The 18169-nt window shown below is 68.7% G+C and carries 16 protein-coding genes and 1 pseudogene; 14 read left to right on the plus strand and 3 right to left on the minus strand.

What is annotated here, in order from left to right:
• Positions 1-250: 250 nt before the first annotated feature.
• The gene (locus tag ABR737_RS04960; protein ID WP_088796009.1) at positions 251-481 is read right to left on the minus strand and encodes a DUF6296 family protein; all 231 of its coding nucleotides are present in this window, start codon (positions 479-481) and stop codon (positions 251-253) included.
• A gap of 722 nt (positions 482-1203) precedes the next feature.
• Here ABR737_RS04960 and ABR737_RS04965 point away from each other — a divergent pair.
• From ABR737_RS04965 to ABR737_RS04995, 7 genes are all read left to right on the plus strand, one after another.
• Complete coding sequence (locus ABR737_RS04965) at positions 1204-1581, plus strand: VOC family protein (protein WP_350248968.1); 378 nt, start codon at positions 1204-1206, stop codon at positions 1579-1581.
• A 979-nt stretch (positions 1582-2560) separates the two neighbouring features.
• On the plus strand, positions 2561-3316 hold the full coding sequence (locus tag ABR737_RS04970) for a hypothetical protein (RefSeq protein WP_350248969.1): 756 nt from the start codon (positions 2561-2563) through the stop codon (positions 3314-3316).
• Positions 3317-3612: 296 nt separating this feature from the next.
• A complete protein-coding gene (locus ABR737_RS04975) occupies positions 3613-4815 on the plus strand; it encodes a PQQ-dependent sugar dehydrogenase (protein ID WP_350248970.1) in 1203 nt (400 codons plus the stop codon).
• A gap of 260 nt (positions 4816-5075) precedes the next feature.
• On the plus strand, positions 5076-5615 hold the full coding sequence (locus ABR737_RS04980; RefSeq protein WP_350256675.1) for a methylated-DNA--[protein]-cysteine S-methyltransferase: 540 nt from the start codon (positions 5076-5078) through the stop codon (positions 5613-5615).
• 29 nt (positions 5616-5644) lie between these two features.
• Positions 5645-6205, plus strand: a complete 561-nt coding sequence (locus tag ABR737_RS04985) for a hypothetical protein (protein ID WP_350248971.1) — start codon at positions 5645-5647, stop codon at positions 6203-6205.
• Positions 6206-6464: 259 nt separating this feature from the next.
• Positions 6465-7091, plus strand: a complete 627-nt coding sequence (locus ABR737_RS04990; protein ID WP_350256676.1) for an alpha-ketoglutarate-dependent dioxygenase AlkB family protein — start codon at positions 6465-6467, stop codon at positions 7089-7091.
• A 27-nt stretch (positions 7092-7118) separates the two neighbouring features.
• Positions 7119-7352 (plus strand): DUF2277 domain-containing protein, encoded by a 234-nt coding sequence (locus tag ABR737_RS04995; RefSeq protein ID WP_350248972.1) that lies wholly within the window; start codon positions 7119-7121, stop codon positions 7350-7352.
• A gap of 321 nt (positions 7353-7673) precedes the next feature.
• Here ABR737_RS04995 and ABR737_RS05000 read toward each other — a convergent pair whose 3' ends face one another.
• A complete protein-coding gene (locus tag ABR737_RS05000) occupies positions 7674-8291 on the minus strand; it encodes a flavin reductase family protein (RefSeq protein ID WP_350248973.1) in 618 nt (205 codons plus the stop codon).
• 305 nt (positions 8292-8596) lie between these two features.
• Here ABR737_RS05000 and ABR737_RS05005 point away from each other — a divergent pair.
• A pseudogene (locus ABR737_RS05005) lies at positions 8597-8794 on the plus strand (IS1380 family transposase); the annotation flags it as partial.
• Between the two features lie 163 nt (positions 8795-8957).
• On the opposite strand, the gene ABR737_RS05010 reads toward ABR737_RS05005, so the two are convergent.
• Positions 8958-10097: a GNAT family N-acetyltransferase gene (locus ABR737_RS05010; RefSeq protein WP_350248974.1), complete on the minus strand. Its 1140-nt coding sequence runs from the start codon at positions 10095-10097 to the stop codon at positions 8958-8960.
• Between the two features lie 325 nt (positions 10098-10422).
• Here ABR737_RS05010 and ABR737_RS05015 point away from each other — a divergent pair, with 325 nt between their 5' ends.
• The 6 genes from ABR737_RS05015 (at position 10423) to hppD (ending at position 18059) form a co-directional block, all read left to right on the plus strand.
• Complete coding sequence (locus ABR737_RS05015) at positions 10423-11808, plus strand: glutathionylspermidine synthase family protein (protein ID WP_350248975.1); 1386 nt, start codon at positions 10423-10425, stop codon at positions 11806-11808.
• 10 nt (positions 11809-11818) lie between these two features.
• On the plus strand, positions 11819-12205 hold the full coding sequence (locus tag ABR737_RS05020; RefSeq protein WP_350248976.1) for an MFS transporter: 387 nt from the start codon (positions 11819-11821) through the stop codon (positions 12203-12205).
• Entirely contained in the window at positions 12172-12765 is a 594-nt protein-coding gene (locus ABR737_RS05025) for an MFS transporter (protein WP_350248977.1), read from the plus strand. Before ABR737_RS05020 ends, ABR737_RS05025 begins: the two co-directional genes overlap by 34 nt.
• Positions 12766-12832: 67 nt before the next feature.
• Positions 12833-15304 carry an ATP-binding protein gene (locus ABR737_RS05030; protein WP_350248978.1) on the plus strand — a complete coding sequence of 824 codons (2472 nt, stop codon included), beginning with the start codon at positions 12833-12835 and terminating at the stop codon, positions 15302-15304.
• 233 nt (positions 15305-15537) lie between these two features.
• Positions 15538-16842 (plus strand): aminotransferase-like domain-containing protein, encoded by a 1305-nt coding sequence (locus tag ABR737_RS05035; RefSeq protein WP_350248979.1) that lies wholly within the window; start codon positions 15538-15540, stop codon positions 16840-16842.
• A gap of 140 nt (positions 16843-16982) precedes the next feature.
• On the plus strand, positions 16983-18059 hold the full coding sequence (gene hppD / locus ABR737_RS05040; protein WP_350248980.1) for a 4-hydroxyphenylpyruvate dioxygenase: 1077 nt from the start codon (positions 16983-16985) through the stop codon (positions 18057-18059).
• Positions 18060-18169: the final 110 nt, after the last annotated feature.

Consider the following 18169-nt stretch of genomic DNA (forward strand, 5'->3'; position numbering starts at 1 on the left):
CTACGAGCCGCCTGCCCGGCCTCTCATCCGTGGCGGGCTCTCTTCGGGCGCGCCCCGCGGGCCGCCTGCCCGGAATGGCCTGGCCCTGCCCCCCGGAATGACACGGATCGAAATCATCTGTGCACATAGCGTGAGAGGCAACGCGCCGTAAATGTCTGCCCCGTAAATATCGGCCCCGCAGGCAGAGGCCCGTAATCATCCGCCCACAGGCATCTGCCCGTAGACATCCGCGGGCCGAACTTCTGACATCTCATGGAGTCAGAGGTCGCGCCAGCAGCGGCGTCTTAAGCATCTGATGTCCCCCGCTGGCCAGCATGCGTACTTCACCCCGGTCACTGATCTCCGCGCGCACGATCCCCGACTCGTCCTCGTAGACCGGGTAGCCGCCCGCTCCTGCGCGCTCGGTGCGACGCACAATCACCACGTCATCCTCGACGGCAGGTGCTTGAAATACCAGCTCATAACATTCCGGATAATCCATCGGGACCTCCCGACACGACTCGGCAGGTGCTCCGGCGTCACTCCCCCACCGCCGCTGCACCTCGGCCCTTCCATCGTCACCCACACCCGTCCGGCGCGCCTGAGGAGGACACAGAGATGACCGGAACCCATGTCGGCGTGCGGGACGGAAGCCACGCGGGGCGGAATCCGTGCCCGGGCGGTATCCACGCTGAGCGGAATCCATGGGAGGCGGAATCCATGCAGCGCGGCCAGGCGAATCGAGGCAAATCGATGCCAGTCCATGTGTCGGCGCATCTGGCCTTGTCATCCGGGCGCGGGCGGGATCAAGGCCGTACCGGCGATGCCGCGCCTCACGCGGCTCCGCGGCCGCCCCCAGGTGCGTGAGCCCCGCTCCCGTGCGCTGTCACGGGAGCGGGGCGGGTCCGAGAAGCGCCAGCAGCTCGGATAGTTACGGGAGCCACGGTAGGGGGCACCACTGACAACGGCGGGTCCGGCGGAGCTCAACAAGGAGTGCGGGCAGAGCCACCTCGCCCAGGAACGATGAGACCGCGATGGCCTGCGCGTGCGGCGACGCCCAGGATGTGGCCACGGCACCGATCGCGACGACGGACTTCAGACCTCACCCGATCGGGGTAGCGCCCGCCCGTCCACGGTGCGATCCTCGTCGGCCTGGGCAGGCCACGAACAGCGGCCGAGCCGGGCCGGAGACGGACAGGTTCCAGTGATTCGAAGGGTGCGAGGGTGGCGGGAAAGCCTTGGTTTTCACTTGCGACGGTGGTTCTGGACTGCCCGGATGCCCATGCGCTTGCCGAGTTCTACCAGCGGCTCCTCGGCTGGGAAGTGAAATCCAGCGAACCGGACTGGGTGCTGCTCAGGGGCCCGGACGGAGGCACGGGGCTCTCGTTCCAGTCCGAGCCTGGGTATCGGGCTCCCATATGGCCGGAACGTCCCCGGGAGCAGCAGAAGATGTTGCATCTCGACATCCGGGTCGATGACCTTGCGGAGGCCGAGGCGTATGCCGTCGCAGCGGGCGCGTCACGGGCCGAATTTCAGCCGCAGGACGATGTCCGGGTGCTTTTTGACCCGGCGGGGCATCCGTTCTGCCTCTTCCTTCATTGAAGGAGGGGGTGGGGTGTTGGTTGGGCAGTGAGCTTTGCGGGGCTTGCCGGACCAGTTAGGGCTGTTGGGGCTGTTCGATCTCTCGGGCTTGTTGGGCCTGCTGGGTCTGCTGGGTCTGATGGGCCTGTCGGGCTTGCTTGTTGAACGGTGCCGGCCTTCAGCAGGGGAAGGGAGGCCTCCTCCGTAACGCCGGGCGACCGCGGAGCGTGTGGGAAGGGACACATGCAGGCAGCGAAGCGCGAACGAAGGGCCGACTGTCCTCGCTGGTCAGGAAGTTGAGGTGGCGTCGGGGCAGCGACTGGGGCGCCCACTGCGGGCCGGGGGACGCCGCGCGCGGGTCTGCGTTGTCAGTGTCTGCCCCTAGCATTGCTCATATGTCCCCAACTCCTTCTGCCCCTACGGGTGCGCCCGTTCCTGCTTCCGAGGCGAACGAATCGATCCGGCGATTTGTACGCGCCCGTCGCGGTATGGCGTGGTCGGCTCAGGACATGGCGGAGTATGCGGTGCTGCTGGAGATCTGGACACTGGCGGTGCGCTCGGAGGTCGTCGAGGCGGCGTAGGCTCGGCGCACGTTCAACTCGGCGGCCTGTGACCGACCTTCCTGGTTCCTGTTACCTGCCGCGCCTCATTTCTTGGCCCCTGGTTCCTGACTCCTGCCACCTGGCTCGTTGGCTGCGGTCTCGTGGGCTCCTGGGCTTGCACCTGGCCAGCAGCAATCCGTGGCACGCCCGCCCAGTGGACGATCTCCGGTGAACGAGCAGATGCCAAGGCTGCGTTAGTGGTGCGTTAGTCGATCGGCAGCGGCCGGCACCACCCTGGAGCCCGTCCCGCTCATGACGGCGGCACCCACGCCATGTCCCAAGCCCATGGCGAAACCAACGCGCACAGCCACGCCCAGGCCCACGCAGCACCAGCGCGATGCCGCAGCAACGCTGTGGCGGAAGAGCAGAGTGCAGACAAGGGGCAGAAAAGGGGACTCATGTCCTGGAACAAAGCCTCGGAGGACGACGCAGCCATCAGCAGCGCCACGGCGTCCCCCACCACCGTAGGCTCCGCCTTACACCGTGGGCGCCGGATCGTTGCCGCTTCGCTGATCGCCGTTGCCGCACTCTCCTTGACCGCCTGTGGCAGCGACGGTGACACCACGAAGGCGAGCACCAAGGTCTCGTCACGGCCCGATGCCAAGGATCTGGCCAAGGAGGCCGCAGCCCTCGGCAGGGCAGCCGACGAACCGGAGCCCAAGGACAAGTCGGCACCGAGCCAGAAGCCATCCGACGCCGGAAAGAGCCACGGTGGCGGCTCCGCGGCAGGCGGCGGCAAGACGAGTCGCGGCAGCGGGACGAGCAGCGGGAGCGGAACGGGGGGCAAGGGCAGCACGAGCGGTGCCGGCTCAGATTCCGGCTCTGCGGCCGGTAGCGAGTCTACGCCGGACGGCAAGAGCGTGAGCGGCACCTGGAACGGCGTCCTCAAGTACCTGGCTCCCGGCAAGATGACCGTGGCCCCGGCCTCCGGAGCCGAGCAGGGCTTCTCCATCGGCCCGGAGACCAAGGCCCTGGGGGCCGCTGCCATGTGCGGTGGGCCGGACGGCGGCGTCACGATGGACGAGAGCGGTTACGGCACCTCCCCGTGCACCGAATCGCAGTTGGACGAGGCCGCCAGGATGAACTCCCTCGAGGTCCGGGTCACCGTCGAGGACGGCATAGCGACGACGGTCGCCGAGCATTACCACCCCTGAGCATCGAGAGGATACGGAAATCCGGCCAACTCCTCTGACCAACCCGGCCGTTCATCCCCGAGAGCGCTGACCAGCCCGCCGCCGTGGCCCTCCCCCGTCCACGGCGGCAGCAGCTTGTTGGGCCATCACCCCGGCGCAGTGGCTTCCGGGGCCGAACGGCAGGAAGCTTGCCCCTCAGCTCGGCGACGCCGAAGGCTCGCCCCCGAGCCAAAGCCGGAGGGCGCGCGCGTCGCCTCTTCCTCGCTGGAGGACCCATGCGCATGCGCACCAGAGCCGCACACCGCACCGTTGGGACCGTGGCCCTCGCTTCTGCCCTGGCGGTCGGACTTCTCGTCTCGGCACCCGGCATGAGCCAGGGCGCCACGAGCCGTCGCGCCGGAACCCACCACGCCGCCGGAGCAGGACACGCCACGGGAGCAGGCCACGTCGCCAGTGCGAATCCCCTGGCCCATACGGGTCAGCTGACCGATACGGGACGCCTGGACAGTACGCGTCGCCTGGCCGACAGCCCACCGGTTCATGCGGTGTCCGAGCCCGGCGCGCCCGAGACCATCTCGACGGGCTGGACCGTTCCCTGGGGTCTGAGCTGGCTGCCGGAAGGTTCGGCCCTGCTTACCGAGCGCGATACGTTCAAGGTCTACACGCTCACCCGGAGCGGTACGAAGCGGCTGGCCGGCGAGGTTCCGGACGTCGTCACCACCGGCGGCGAGGGCGGCCTGCTGAGCATCGCCGTATCGCCGTCCTGGAAAACCGATCACTACGTGTACGTGATGCACACCGCCGCCGAAGGCAACCGCATCGCGCGCATGACCTTCGACGGCAGCACCCTCAGCGGCTACCAGGTGGTGGTCGACGGCATCAAGAAGAACACGTACCACAACGGCGGGCGCATCAAGTTCGGCCCCGACGGCTACCTCTACGCCACCACGGGCGACGCCCAGACGCCCGATCTCGCCCAGGACAAGAGCTCCCTCAACGGCAAGATCCTGCGGATGACCCTCGAGGGAAAGCCGGCTCCCGGCAACCCTTTCCGCTCGCTGGTCTACTCCTTCGGCCACCGTAACCCCCAGGGCCTCACCTGGGATGTCCAAGGCCGCTTGTGGGAAGCCGAGTTGGGGGACAGCAAGTACGACGAGCTGAATCTCATCGAGCCGGGCAAGAATTACGGCTGGCCCCGGTGCGAGGGCAGGTGCTCGACCTCCGGGATGACCGACCCCAAGTGTCAGTGGCCCGTCGCGGAAGCCTCCCTCAGCGCGGTCGCCTACGCCGACGGGGCGATCTACATGGCCGCCCTGCGCGGTGAACGCCTGTGGCGCATCCCGGTCGACGGCAGCAGCGCGGGCACCCCGAAGGCGTACTACACCCACGACTACGGACGGCTGCGTACGGTCGAGTCCGTACCCGGTACACAGTCCCTCTGGCTGACCACCACCAACGCCGACAACAACGGCAATGGCGAGGCGGGCTCCGACAAGGTGTTCCAGATCGACCTGAGGTAGCTCCCCAGTGGGCAGCACGGTCGACGTGTCGGTCGGCGTGTCGGCCGTCGCCCGTACGGCGGGGCGACACGCCGGTGGCCGGAGTGCCGTAGGTGAGGGTGGCGCCGATGGGGCTACGGGGCGATGTGGGGCGAATGGCTGGAGCCGTCGGCTGTGGCCGACCGCGGCGCAACCGTGACGTCCGATTTCCGCCAGCCGCGACGCGGTCGAGCCCGCAGACTCGGGAAGTGAAAGCACCCCACGCGAACGAGGAGAGCGCCATGACCTCCCCCGCGGCATCCACCGCCACCACCTGCTACACCACGCTCGACAGCCCCCTGGGCGCGCTGCTGCTCGTCGGCCAGGAATCGTCCACCGCACCCGGCGGCACCGCTCTGACCTCCCTCTCCATGCCTCAGCAGCGGGGCGCCGCCGCCGTACAGCCGCACTGGCGCCGCGATTCCCGTCCCTTCACCGAGGTCGTACGCCAGCTCCGCGCCTACTTCACCGGCGAGCTCTTCCGCTTCACGCTCGAATTCCGCACCACCGGTACGGAATTCCAGGAGCGCGTATGGCAGGCCCTGGAAGCCATCCCGTACGGCACCACGACCACCTACGGCCGACTCGCCGAGGGCCTCGGCGTGTCGCGGGCCGACGTACGGGCTCTGGGCGCGGCGATCGGGGCGAATCCCCTGCTGATCGTGCGCCCCTGCCATCGTGTGATCGGCGCGGATGGCTCGATGCGCGGCTACGCGGCAGGGGTCGAACACAAAACCGCGCTGCTCACGCACGAGGGCACCCTTCAGCCGACGCTGATCTGAGTCCGGCCTCGCCCGGTATCCCTTCGATCATGACCTCTCCCCTCATTTCCCCGGCGGAGACGGCCGCATACGGCGACCTCCCCGCCCCCGCTCCGCACTCCGACGCCGAACTCACCGCCCTGCTCGGCCTGTTGACCGCGCCCGGGGCTCGTATCGCCACGGTGGTCGTCGGGCACAGCCGGGACACCGCGTCGCGGTCGGCAGCGGCGGCATTCGCCGAAGCCTGGCGTGCCCTCGGGCGTCTGCCGGTGCTCGCCGTGGTCGACTGGCCGGAGTCCGCCGCGTCCTGGCTCCGGGCCGCGCGCCGGTTCACGGCCGAGGAGCCTGACGCCTGGGTGGTGGCCGCCGCGCCTCTCGGCTGGGCCCAGATGAGCCGCCGGCTGCGTCACAGCACCGACTGGGACCCGACGCGCACCTACGGCTTCGCGGCTCTCGGCGACTCCCGCATACCCGCCCTGGCCGGGCCGGCGACGCTGCAGGGCATGCGCGGTGCCGCCGCCGACGGCAGCACTTGGACCGTCGACCGCGCCTGGGTCACCCACCGGCTACCGGCCCGTCCGCCGACGGCTCGCCCCCGTGGCACGCTGTAATCAGCGAGCGACAAGGCAAGGCAAGGCAAGGCAAGGCAAGGAGTACATGAGCACGCCACTTCCCGGCTTCGAGGACTTCGAGGGCTTCGGGGAACCAGAACCTGGGGCCCCCGGAAGGCGTGTGCCCAACGACTCCGGCAGCAGCGGTACGAGCCCCGGCGCGGCCCCTCCTCTGGGGCGTCTACAAGGGCTCCTTCAAGATCTCCCTCACCCCGCCCCAGCCGCCCGGGGCCAGGCCCCCTCAGGCAGCGGCCGAGAGATCGCCCCCGGTGCCGTCCATGTCCCCGGCTGGCTGACCATGGCCCAGCAACGCGAGCTCGTCACCGCGTGTCGCGACTGGGCGCGCGGCCCGGCCCCGATCCGGCACACCAAGCTACCGCGTGGCGGTGTGATGTCCGTCCAGACCGTGTGCATCGGCTGGCACTGGCAGCCGTACGCGTACACCCGCACCGCCGATGATGTAAACGGCGCCCGAGTAGCCGAATTCCCTGACTGGATGGTCGAGTTGGGCCGTCGTGCGGTGGCCGAGGCGTATCAGGATGCCGCCGCGGGCGACGACTACACGCCGGACACCGCACTGATCAACTTCTACGACGGCCAAGCGAAGATGGGCATGCACCAGGACAAGGAGGAACGCTCCGACGCACCGGTGGTCTCCCTCAGCATCGGCGACACCTGCGTCTTCCGGTTCGGCAATACGGAGACGCGCACCAAGCCGTACACCGACATCGAGCTGGCCTCCGGTGATCTCTTCGTCTTCGGCGGACCGTCCCGTTTCGCGTACCACGGAGTGCCCAAGGTCAGGCCGGGCACCGGCGACCCCGCGTCCGGCCTGACCGCCGGGCGCCTCAACATCACCATGCGGATGACCGGACTCGACGGATAGCTGCCGCGCGCGAGGCAGACTGGACTCATGTGCCGCAGCATCAAGACGCTCCGTCCGCCCGCCACCCCCGAGGTCACCGACGAGGACATCCGGGCCGCTGCCTTGCAGTACGTCCGCAAGGTCTCCGGATTCCGCGCCCCGGCCGCACACAACCGCGAGGTGTTCGACCAGGCCGTGGACGCCGTAACGGCCGCGACCCAGGAACTCCTCGACGGCCTCCAGATCCGCGGCTCCACCGCCCGCCGGTCCTCCCGCCCCTGAGCCGCCCCTCGACCAGCACCCGGCTCGCCCGCTGGATCACCGGCTGCTTCACCGGCTCCACTGCCAGCTGAAACACCGGCGACAGCACCAGGCGCGCACTCGGCGACGGCTTCACCTCTGGGCGATCGCGCGGACACCGACCGTACGCAGAGGGGGGCAAGAAGGGGGAACACGAGGAAAGGGGCAGGTCCTCCGACCCTCGTATACGCAATGCGCGTACACAATGCCCGGCCCCGGGCCTCTCCCGGGGCCGGGGGCGGTCCGGCACGCAAGAGGGCCGGGGCGGGTGAGCCCGCGGGGCAGCGAGGGCCCTCCTCATGCCTAGCGTGCGCCGGCGGGCCCCCGCCAGTCCGCATGCCGGATACGGGAGATCTCCCGCACCCCACCGACCGTGCCCCATTCGTCCTTCCCCAGCCGCGACAGAGGCCTCAGCCGCGAGATCTCGGGGTGGCCGTCGACCAGCACGTCCGGCGAGACGGCCGCATGCACCACGCGACCGAACACGACGGTGGAATCTCCGATGCCCAGCGTGCTGTGCACCTCGCACTCCAGCGCCACCGGCGAGCCCGCCACCCGCGGAGGCTTGACTCGCAAGCTCTGCTCGACTTCGATCCCGGCCGCCTCGAATTCACTCACCCCGTGCGGGAAATCGGTGCCCGTGTCATTGATCTGCTCGAAGCTCTCCTCCACCGCAAGGTTGACGACGAACTCCCCGGTCGCCTCGATATTGCGCAGGGTGTCCTTGCGTCCGACGGAGCTGAACTGCACAACGGGCGGCGCGACACTGGCGATCGTGAAGAAGGAATGGGGTGCGAGGTTGTGCGTCCCGTCCGCCGAAGTGGTCGACACCCAGGCGATCGGTCGCGGCACAACCACCGCGGTCAGGAGCTTGTAGAACTCGTTGCGGGACATGGCAGCGGGATCAAAGTCGGTACGCATGGTGATCAGTATCCAGGAGGCGGCCGCGGCCCCTACAGCGGATCCACGGCACCACCGAACCCCTGAGTTCGGCGGAAAGTGCCCGGTATCGGAGCCGACGAGCACCAGGAGCCGACACCATGACGACAGCCGTGACTGTCTGGGAGGACTTCGACGTCCCCGCGCACACCCGTGGGGGCCAGGTCACCCTCAACCTCTACGACCACCTGGCTGCCTACGCCCCCAAACGGCCAGGAGCCTACCTGCGCATCTCCTCCGACCGCTTCGGCCTCGAAACCGGCGTCGACCGCCAGCTCGAAGACGCCCGTGCCGCCGGGGCCCTGGCCTGTGCGTTCCATGCCCGCGCGACCACCGCGACGATCCGCGACCACCTGATCAACGTGCCCACACGCCTGGCCCGCACGGCACGCCGCCTCACCCTCCACCTGCCCCAACACTGGCCCTGGGAAAGCGAGTTCATCCAGCTATTCACCGCCACGCATGCGCCACCACCAGTCGGCTGACGCTCCCTGAAACGACCCGCCCGAGAGGGCCCGACACCTGTAGAAACGTGGAAAAGCTGGGGCAGACCACCCGACACCCGACACCCGAAACCACCGGTCAACTCTGCGAGGACCCAAAACCCGCCGAACCCCTCACCCCGAAATCAACCCGGTGGATCCAGGCTCAGCAGTACGGCTCCCAGAGCTCGTACTCCAGGGCGTCGGAAATCGCGGGCGAGGTGTCGCGGAACTGGGCGAGCAGGGCACGGTTGTGCTCGCGGATCTCCTCGTCGTACCCAGCCAGCGGGCTGTCCTCGGACAGATCCAGCAGCCACAGCGGCCGGAGCGTCGCACCGCGCAGCGCCTTTCCTTCGGCGGTCTCGGTGCCCGCGTGCAGCCAGCGCACTCCCGGAAGCCGCGCCGACATGTAGTAGGTGAGGTTGAAATACTCGGCGGCCGAGGCGAGTTGGTCGTAGTCGAAGCCGAGCGCCCGCAGGTAGACGGTGTCGCTTCGGCGGAAGTACATGCAGAAGCCGACGGGCGGCTCGCCGGGACGCGAGCACAGCACGACTTCGGCGCGCGAACCAGCGAGTTCACCCTGCTTGCGGAAGGACTCGGCCATCGGGGCCACGTCGACGGTCCTGCCGTAGCGCGCGAGCGAACAGGCCAGCAGCCGGGCGACGTCCCGCCAGCACTCGGCGAGCGTCCGGTGCTCCACCTCGTACCCGACCTTCTCGAACTTCCGTACCTCGCTGCGGATACGGCGGGCCCGGTGCGCCGACAGCGATTCCAGCCAGGCGTCGTAGCCGCCGGGCGGGATCTCGATCCAGGCGTCGGCCGTCAGCGCGACAGGGGCGGTCCGTACCCCCGCCGCGCGCAGCGCCCGCACGTCCTCGGTGGTCAGGTACATCGCCACGCGGGCGATCTTCGACTCCTCGTGCAGGGGTGAGCGCAGCGCGCGGACCGCGTCGAGCACCGCGGCGGCGGCCTCGGTCCGATCGGTTCCCTCTCCGGTCAGCAGATGCGCCAGGTAGCCTCGGCGCTGGCCGATGAGCAGGCCACCGGGCTCGGGCGCCGGCAGACCGCGCGCGGCGAGCAGCTCGTGCCACCGAAGCTGCGGGGTGGGCTCGTCGGTCACCGCCGCCACGGGGATCGCGGCCCGGCCGCCGCCCGGGGTCTCCACGTGCAGACCGCCGGAGACCGACCCGGGGTCGAGGGCGCACAGCCGCAGCCACAGCGCCGACGAGTAGAACCTGCCGTCGGCGAGCCGGTCCCACTCGGCGTCCCCGAGCCCGCCGATGGCGTCGGCGAAAGTGTCCGTCATGGCGGTCATGGCACCTCCCCTTGGTCTTCGGCGGAACAGCTACGGCGACCAGGACGGGCGCCGCGGGGCCCCCGGGCCCCGGCCGGGCCCGGCCGCGTTCCACGGGCATCCGCCGCTCGTGAGGGCCAGGAACAAGCGTCCCGCATGACTGCGGAGCCGTTCCTTTCAGGTCTGCTGTCATTGCAGATTAATACAGATGTTCCGCGCCCGAAGGGGCCGTTGAGCGGGAATTGAGCCGCAATTGAGTCACGCGGGAGATCGGGGTGAAACGGTGATTTCTGCGGGCCGAGATGTCCCGTCACCATCGAGCACGAGTGGAGCCTTCATGTCGGCGGAACGGGTCACAGCCCAGTACAACGAGGAATTCCACACACCGGACAGCGAGTTGCCCTCGGTCGCCCGGTACGTCAAGGATTTCCCGACGCTCGCACCGTGGAATGTCGAGTTCTTGGCCAGGCCCCTCTTCGTGGCCGAGCGTGAGATTCGCGAGTTTGCCGATGACCTGCGGCACCTCATCGACATGCTCTTCTCTCTGCCGGACCGGATGTTCGGCGGCGATCTGGAGGCATTCCGGTCGGTGCTGGGAATCAGCGACGACCGTTGGGAAGCGATTCGGCGGTTCGGTGACCTGCTGCCGCCCCATTACGGCCGGGCCGACATGTACCACGACGGGACCTCGTTCAAGCTCCTTGAGTTCAATCTGGGAAGCGAGGCGGGCGGCTGGGGATTCGCGGGGGAGATCTCCCGCGCGGCGATGGAGGTCGACGCCTTCGCTGGCTTCGCGCGCCGGAACCGGCTTGGTTACGTACATCCCGTCCGCGCCGCGGTGGAGGCCCTGCGCCGCTTCGGCGCCCGGGTGGCACCCGGCCGTGAGCCGGTGGTGGCCCTGCTGGAGTGGCGTGGCGGTCTGAAAGACTACGGCGAGCACTGGGCCAACTTCCAGTCCGCACTGCGCTGGGCGGGCCTCGACATCCTGGTGGCCGAGGTCTCCGACGTGCACGAACGCGAGGGGGCGCTTTACCTCGGGGACACGAAGATCGACGTGGTCTACCGCACCTTCGTCCCGGACCAGATCGCCGAGGAACCTGACGGCTGGGACCTGGTCGCACCGCTGCTGCGTGCGCACGGGGCCGGCGGGACGCTGCTCTGGACCCCCCTGTCCAGCAACATGTTCGCCAACAAGTCCTGTATGGCGCTGCTTTCCGATGCGGCGCGGCGGCGCGATCTCAGCGAGGACGAGTGCCGGCTCGTCGACCGGGTGTTGCCCTGGACCCGCCTGATCAACACCGAAACGCTCAAGACCGACACCGACCTCGTCGACGAATGCCTGGAGCGGCGCGAGCAGTTGATCCTGAAGGTCAACGCACGCGGCGGCGGAGTCGGCGCTGTCGTGGGCTGGGAGACGGACGACGCCACGTGGCGGCGGGCTCTGGAGGACTCGGCCGCGGAGGGATGTGTCGTACAGCAGAGAGTGGTACCGCGGTCTGAGTTCGTGGTGGACCCGGTGACCGGGGAAACCGAGGAGTGGCAGGCGGTCTATGGCATGTTCTACACGCCGCAGGGTTGCGCGGGAACGTTCGCCAAGGCGGTGCCGGCCGGTGCGAGCAGCATCATCTCCGTCGGGCCGCCCGCGAACGCGCGCATCGCGGCCGTATTTCATCAGAGCGAGCTGCCCGTGTGGGGCGAAGTGCCCGCCGACACAGCGAAGTAAAGAGACGTCATTGCCGCGGAACTCCCCCACCCCCTCGACGTGGCGGCAGATTCAGACGGCCTGGGGTCTGCCGGACCTCGCGGGGAAAGGCCGGTTCGTCGCGGCCAATCTGATCGGCAGTCTGGGAAACGGGCTGGTGGGGGCGTTCACCGTCGTCTTCCTCGTGAAGACGACGTCGCTGTCACTGGTAGCCGTCGGCGCCGCGCTGACCGCCGGCCAGCTGCTTGTTCTGCCCGTTCCGTTCTTTATCGGGCCCCTGTTGGACAGATACGGTCCGCGCACTGTGGTCGCTGTGGGTAACTGGATTTCGGTGGTCGGTTTCATCGGTTTCCTGTTCTCGCACGCGGCCTGGCAGATCGTGCTGTGGCAGCGGTGCTGCTCGTCGTCTACGCGGTGAACTACCTCGAAGTCGGCGCCTGGATCGTCGGCGTGCTCGTCGCGCTGAACGCGGCCATGGTCGCGCTGCTCCAGACGCTCGCCAGCCGGTGGATCGAAGTCCGCAGGCCGGTGACGGTGCTGGTGCTGGCCCTGCTGTTCAACGCGGCCGCGTTCGTCGTCTTCGGCACGCTGCTCGTGCTGCCCGGCTGGGCGATGATCGCCGGGCTGCTGATCGCGATGGTGCTGTACACCGCGGCCGAGATCCTCAGCTCGCCGCCGACCAGCGAACTGAGCGTGGTGATGGCTCCCGAGCATCTGAGGGGCCGCTATCTGGGCGTCTACCAGATGTCCTGGTCGGTCGGCGGCGCCGTCGCCCCGGCGCTGCTCACAGCGCTGTTGGCGGGCGGTGCGGCGCTGCCCTGGGTGTTCCTCACCGCGATCAGCGTGCTGGCCGTACCGCTCGTGCTCGGACTGGACCGGGAGCCCGCGCCCACGAGTGAGGCCGACACGGTGTCGGCCTCGTCGACTTCGTCTCGTCCGACGACGTCACCACCCGGGCAGGGCGGACAAGCCCATTGATCGATGTCCCTGTCGTCGACCGCCTGACTGCCGAATTGCTTGATCAGAGTTGCGTGGGTGCTCACAGATGCAGAAATCCAACGAGAAGGCGAACAAGAAGGCGTCTGCATGCGAGACGTGTGGGGAGCGCATACAACGCGTCGAGGGCAAGAAGTCGACACACAACCGCTATTGCTCGAATGCCTGCCGGCAACGCGCTTACCGGCGCCGCGTCAAGGACGGCACACCTCTGGCCGGCGCCAACGACGCGACTCAACTGAGCAGTTTCATCGGCCGCGAGCACGACCTCGTCGAATTGCGTCGCATTCTCCGTACCACCAGGCTCCTCACCGTGACCGGACCGCCCGGCGTCGGTAAGTCCCGGCTCGCGACGGAACTCGCGAAGAAGGAACAGCGCGTCGGCCACCGCAACACCGTGTTCATCGATCTCCGCACTCCGGAAATGGCCGGTTCCGATCCCCGGCGGGCCGTCGCGGCCCTTGAGGCGGCCATTGAGGACCAGATCGCGCCGACGATCCGGCGCACGGCCTGTCGCGCCGATGAACAGCGCGTCCTGCTCGACAACTGCGAGCACGTACTGGAGACAAGCGGCGCGGCGATTGTCGACCTGCTGTTCCGATTCCCGGGACTACGCGTGATCGCCACCAGCCGGGAGCCGTGGCGCATCTCCGGTGAGGCCGTCTACCGACTCCCCGGACTCTCCCTGCCCGGCGCCGCCTCCGTCGAGTCGCCGGAGAGCTACCTACGGGCGGACGCTGTACGGCTTTTCGTCGAGCGGAGCAGCGCGGTCAACCACGAGTTCCGGCTGAACGAGGAGAACTCGGAGGACGTCAGAGCTGTCTGCACCGCACTGGACGGCATCCCGCTGGCTCTCGAACTCGCAGCCCAGCTCGCCCGCGCGCTCCCCGTGGCCGAGATCAGGGAGCGCCTCAAGGAACCGCTGTCCCTGCTGAATCAAGGCTGGCGGACCGCCGACCCCCGACACCGCAGCTGGCGTGCGGCGTTACGGTGGAGCTACGACCACCTCAGCGCCGATGAACAGCGACTGTTCCGCCGTCTGTCGCTGCTGCCCGGCATCAACAGTGTCGAGGCGGCGACGGTGGCGTACGGCGGCGATCCCGCCGACGCCGAGACGGTCCCCGACCTGCTGATCAGCCTAGAGGCGAAGTCGCTGGTTGTCGTCCGCACGCGCGGACCGCACCGGCCCTCCGGTTACCAGGTGCCGAACTCCGTCGGCAGCCTCGGCCGACACCACCTGACCGCCTCCGGAGAGGAGGAGGGAGTGCTGAACCGGCTGGCGGACTGGACGGCGGCCCGCGCGAGAACGCTGAACGACGAACTGGTGCTGTCCCCTGGGGCGGTGTACCAGTTGTCCGACGAGCGCGACATCATCCGCCGTCTATTGTCGTGGCTGGCTACCACCGACGACGAGAGGCAGCTCTCCTTGTCCTGGGCGCTCGCCGCCGCAGAGCTGGCGTCCGGTGAGAACGTGGGCGATGTCCTGGAGAGAATCCAGCACACGCTGGCGGTCACCGAGACCTCCTCCGCACGCCGCCACCACGCGCTGGCGGGAGCGCTCACGCTTGCCTGCTGGTATGGGCACGGTCGGCAGGCCATGAATCTCGTCGGGAAGACCGTGGCCGTCGCGCGCCGCTCCGGTGACGACGTACAACTGGCCCGGGCCGCGCTGCTGTCGAGCCTTGCCAACGAGATGTACGGCGACCGTGAGGCCGCGTATCGCGACCTCGATGTGGCTCTGGGCGTCGCGAGACGTGGTGCGGAGGAGGTCCCGCTCGCCGTCTGCCGGGCGCATCTGGCCCGGCACCTGCTGCACCGCGGCCGCTGCGGCCTGGCCGCTGTGCTGCTGGAGAAGACCCTTCCCGTGTTGCGGGCGTCGGCACCGCCGGAACACCTCAGCGCCGCCCTGATCACCGCTGGTGCCCTCGCGCTGGAGAACGACGACCTGCCCAAGGCCGAGGGGTTCTTCCAGGAGGCCCTGGACTCCGCGTTCCGGCCCGGTGCCTACGACGGGATTCTCGGGCTTGCCCTCTGCGCGGCGCGGAGCCATGACTTCGAGCGCGTGCTCAAGCTCATGACCACCACTGAGGGCAGGCCCTCCACGGTGCTGCGCTTCTTCCCGGCCTGGCGTAAGGAGCTCGTCGAGGCCTACGGTGCCGCCACGCGCATCTTGTCGAAGGGACGGGTCGTCGCGGCACTGGCGTCGGCCCGCGGTCTCGGCCTCCGGCAGAGTGTCGTGCTGACCCGCGCCGACGCCGTTCCCTCCCCGCCGACCGGGGACGACGACCTGCTGACGGCGCGTGAGTGGGAGGTGCTTCAGTTGGTGATGGAAGGACTCGCCAACTCGGAGATAGCCCATCGGATGCACCTCTCCGTGCGGACGGTGGAAACGCACATCCGCAACATCCGGTCCGTCCTGCAACTGCGCTCCCGCGCGCACATGGCCGCCTGGGCCGCCCGCCACCACCCCGAACTCGTTCGCCGACGTCAACAAGACCGCCCACCTGGGATCGCGGTATGACGCGAGTGGAGTCTCCGAGACGGTCCGCGCGTCGGGATCTGGCAGCGGTGGACAGCTGCGAGTGCTTCCGACCGCAGCGCGGGCCGCGCCGCCAGGGATCGCCTCCTGGCCATTGACCGCCCCTCCCGGAACAGCGTGCTCCCCGCGTTACGACACGGCCGGGGCCACCGCCCGCTCTCGTAACGGGGGCGATCACCGGTCCCCCGGGAGCGAGCAGCGTCGAGAGTGACGGCATGGAACTCGCGATGGCGGAATTGACCCGCGCGCTACAAGACCCCCTGCTCGACGCGATGAACTTCCTCAACGAGGTCGCCGAGCGGTTCCCCGACGCCATCTCCTTCGCGGCGGGACGGCCGAACGAGCGATTCGTCACCGCCGACGACACCGCGAACGACCTGCGTGCGTTCCGCACCTACCTGACGGCGCACTCGACCCGGCCCGAGCATGAAGTCATCAGAGCCCTGTTCTCGTACGGGCCGGCCAAGGGCATCATCAACGACCTCGTCTGCCGGTACCTGCACGTCGACGAGGGCATCGAGACCGTTCCCGAAGCGGTCGTCGTGACCGTCGGCGCGCAGGAGGCGATGGTGCTGGTCCTGCGCGCGCTGTGCCGCGACGCCGCCGACGTCGCGCTGGCGGTTGCACCGACGTACGCGGGTTTCACAGGAGCGGCCAGCGTGGTCGGTATGCCCGTTCTCCCTGTTTCCTCGGGTGACGACGGAGTCGACCTCGACGATCTGGAGGCCGTTCTCGCCACGGCCCGCGCGGCCGGTCTTCGGCCTCGCTGCCTCTATGTCATCCCCGACTTCGCCAATCCCACCGGGATGTGCCTGCCGATCGCCGAGCGGCGTCGGCTGCTCGAGGCCGCCGAACGCAACCGGCTGCTGATCGTCGAGGACAACCCGTACGGCATCTACGCAGGTCACGGCGAGCGGCTCCCCACCCTCAAGTCCCTCGACGAGGGCGGCCAGGTCGTCTACATCGGTTCCTTCGCCAAGTCGGTGATGCCGGGCGCCAGGGTCGGGTATGTGGTCGCCGATCAGGCGGTGACCTCGGGCGGGCGCAGGACCGGCCTGCTGGCCGACGAACTCGGCAAGATCAAGAGCATGATCACCCTGAACACATCCCCGGTGAGCCAAGCGGTCGTCGCCGGTCGTCTCCTGGCCCACGACTTCAGCCTCGTCCGAGCCAATGAGCGGGTGACCGCCACATACCGGGACAACCTGGACCGGCTGCTGCGCGGGCTGCGAGTACGGTTCGGCGGCGACGGCGCGCAGGCCGTGCACTGGACCAGGCCGGTCGGCGGCTTCTTCGTCATGCTGCACGTTCCGTTCCGGGCGGACGAGGCCTTGCTGGAACACTCGGCTAGTCGTCACCAGGTGCTCTGGACACCGATGAGCCAGTTCTACCCCGGCTCCGATGCGGGCGCCCGCAGCCTGCGCCTGTCGTGCAGCGCGCTGCGGCCCCAGGACATCGAACCCGGCCTGGACCGGCTCGCGGCACTTGTGGCCGAGCAGAGCTCAGTGGTCGCGTCCTGACGCCGACGCCGGCCCCGGACGGGGCGGTGGATCTCGCGGACGACTGCCCAGCATCCGTAACAGCGGCTTCTGCGGATCCGGTCGACTCCTGGTCCGCACAGCATGGACGTACTGAGCTGACACGAGGAGAGAACACCGTGATGCCTGTGCTGAAAGATCTGAGTGTTGACCATGTCCGGTTCGCCGTCGTGGACCTCGACACCGCGACCGATGTCTGGGTGAAGCGTTACGGCATGAGTGTGTACGCCCGCTCCGCCGACTCGGCGTCCAGCGCGGGTGTGGCCACCGCGGCGGTAGGGACAGCGGAGATCAGGCTGGTGCTCACTGCCGCCGACGGAGCGGACCACCCGGCCGCGGCGTATGTGGCACTGCACGGCGACGGAGTGTCCGACATCGCACTCCGCACCTCCGACGCGGCAGCGGCCTTTCGTACAGCCGTCCGACGCGGCGCGCAGCCGGTGTCGCCCCCGGCCGACCACGACGGGATCATCTGTGCGACGATCTCCGGCTTCGGTGATGTGGTGCATACCTTCGTCGAGCGTCCGAACGCCCTGGACTCACGTACCCTGCCGGGACTCGTTCCGTCCGGCGAACCAGTCAAACCCGGCGCGGACAACCACTTGGACACGGTTGACCACTTCGCGGTCTGCGTCGAGGCCGGCCAACTGCGCCCGACGGTGGACTACTACAAGCAAGTCCTCGACTTCCGCGAGGTGTTCACCGAACGCATCATCGTCGGCGAGCAGGCGATGGACTCCATTGCCATACAGAGCCGCTCCGGTGAGGTCACCTTCACGGTCATCGAACCCGACCTGACACGGCAGCCCGGCCAGATCGACGCGTTCATCAAGAACCATGGCGGCGCCGGGGTGCAGCACATCGCCTTCAGTACCCGCGACATCACCCGGGATGTGGAAAGGCTGCGCGACACCGGCGTCCGGTTCCTCGAAACACCCGGGAGTTACTACGACATGCTGCCCGAGCGGCTGACACCCACCCGGCACGGTGTCGAGCAGCTGAGGGCTCTCGACATCCTCGCCGACGAGGACCCCGACGGCCAGCTCCTGCAGATCTTCACCGGCTCCGTCCACCCGCGCAACACCCTGTTCTTCGAGCTCGTCGAGCGGCTCGGCTCACGGACCTTCGGCAGCGCCAACATCAAGGCACTGTACACAGCGGTCGAACGGCAGCGCGCCGCGGACGACGACCGCCGGTGAGGTCGGGCCCGCGCCACCCGATTGGGCCACGGCGCGCAACGCACACCGACGGCCACGCCCCCACCGGGCCGCGAGGTCACCACCTGAGCAGGGCTGTACGAGAAAGAGTC

The sequence above is a fragment of the Streptomyces sp. Edi2 genome, from assembly GCF_040253635.1.
Classification (GTDB): domain Bacteria; phylum Actinomycetota; class Actinomycetes; order Streptomycetales; family Streptomycetaceae; genus Streptomyces.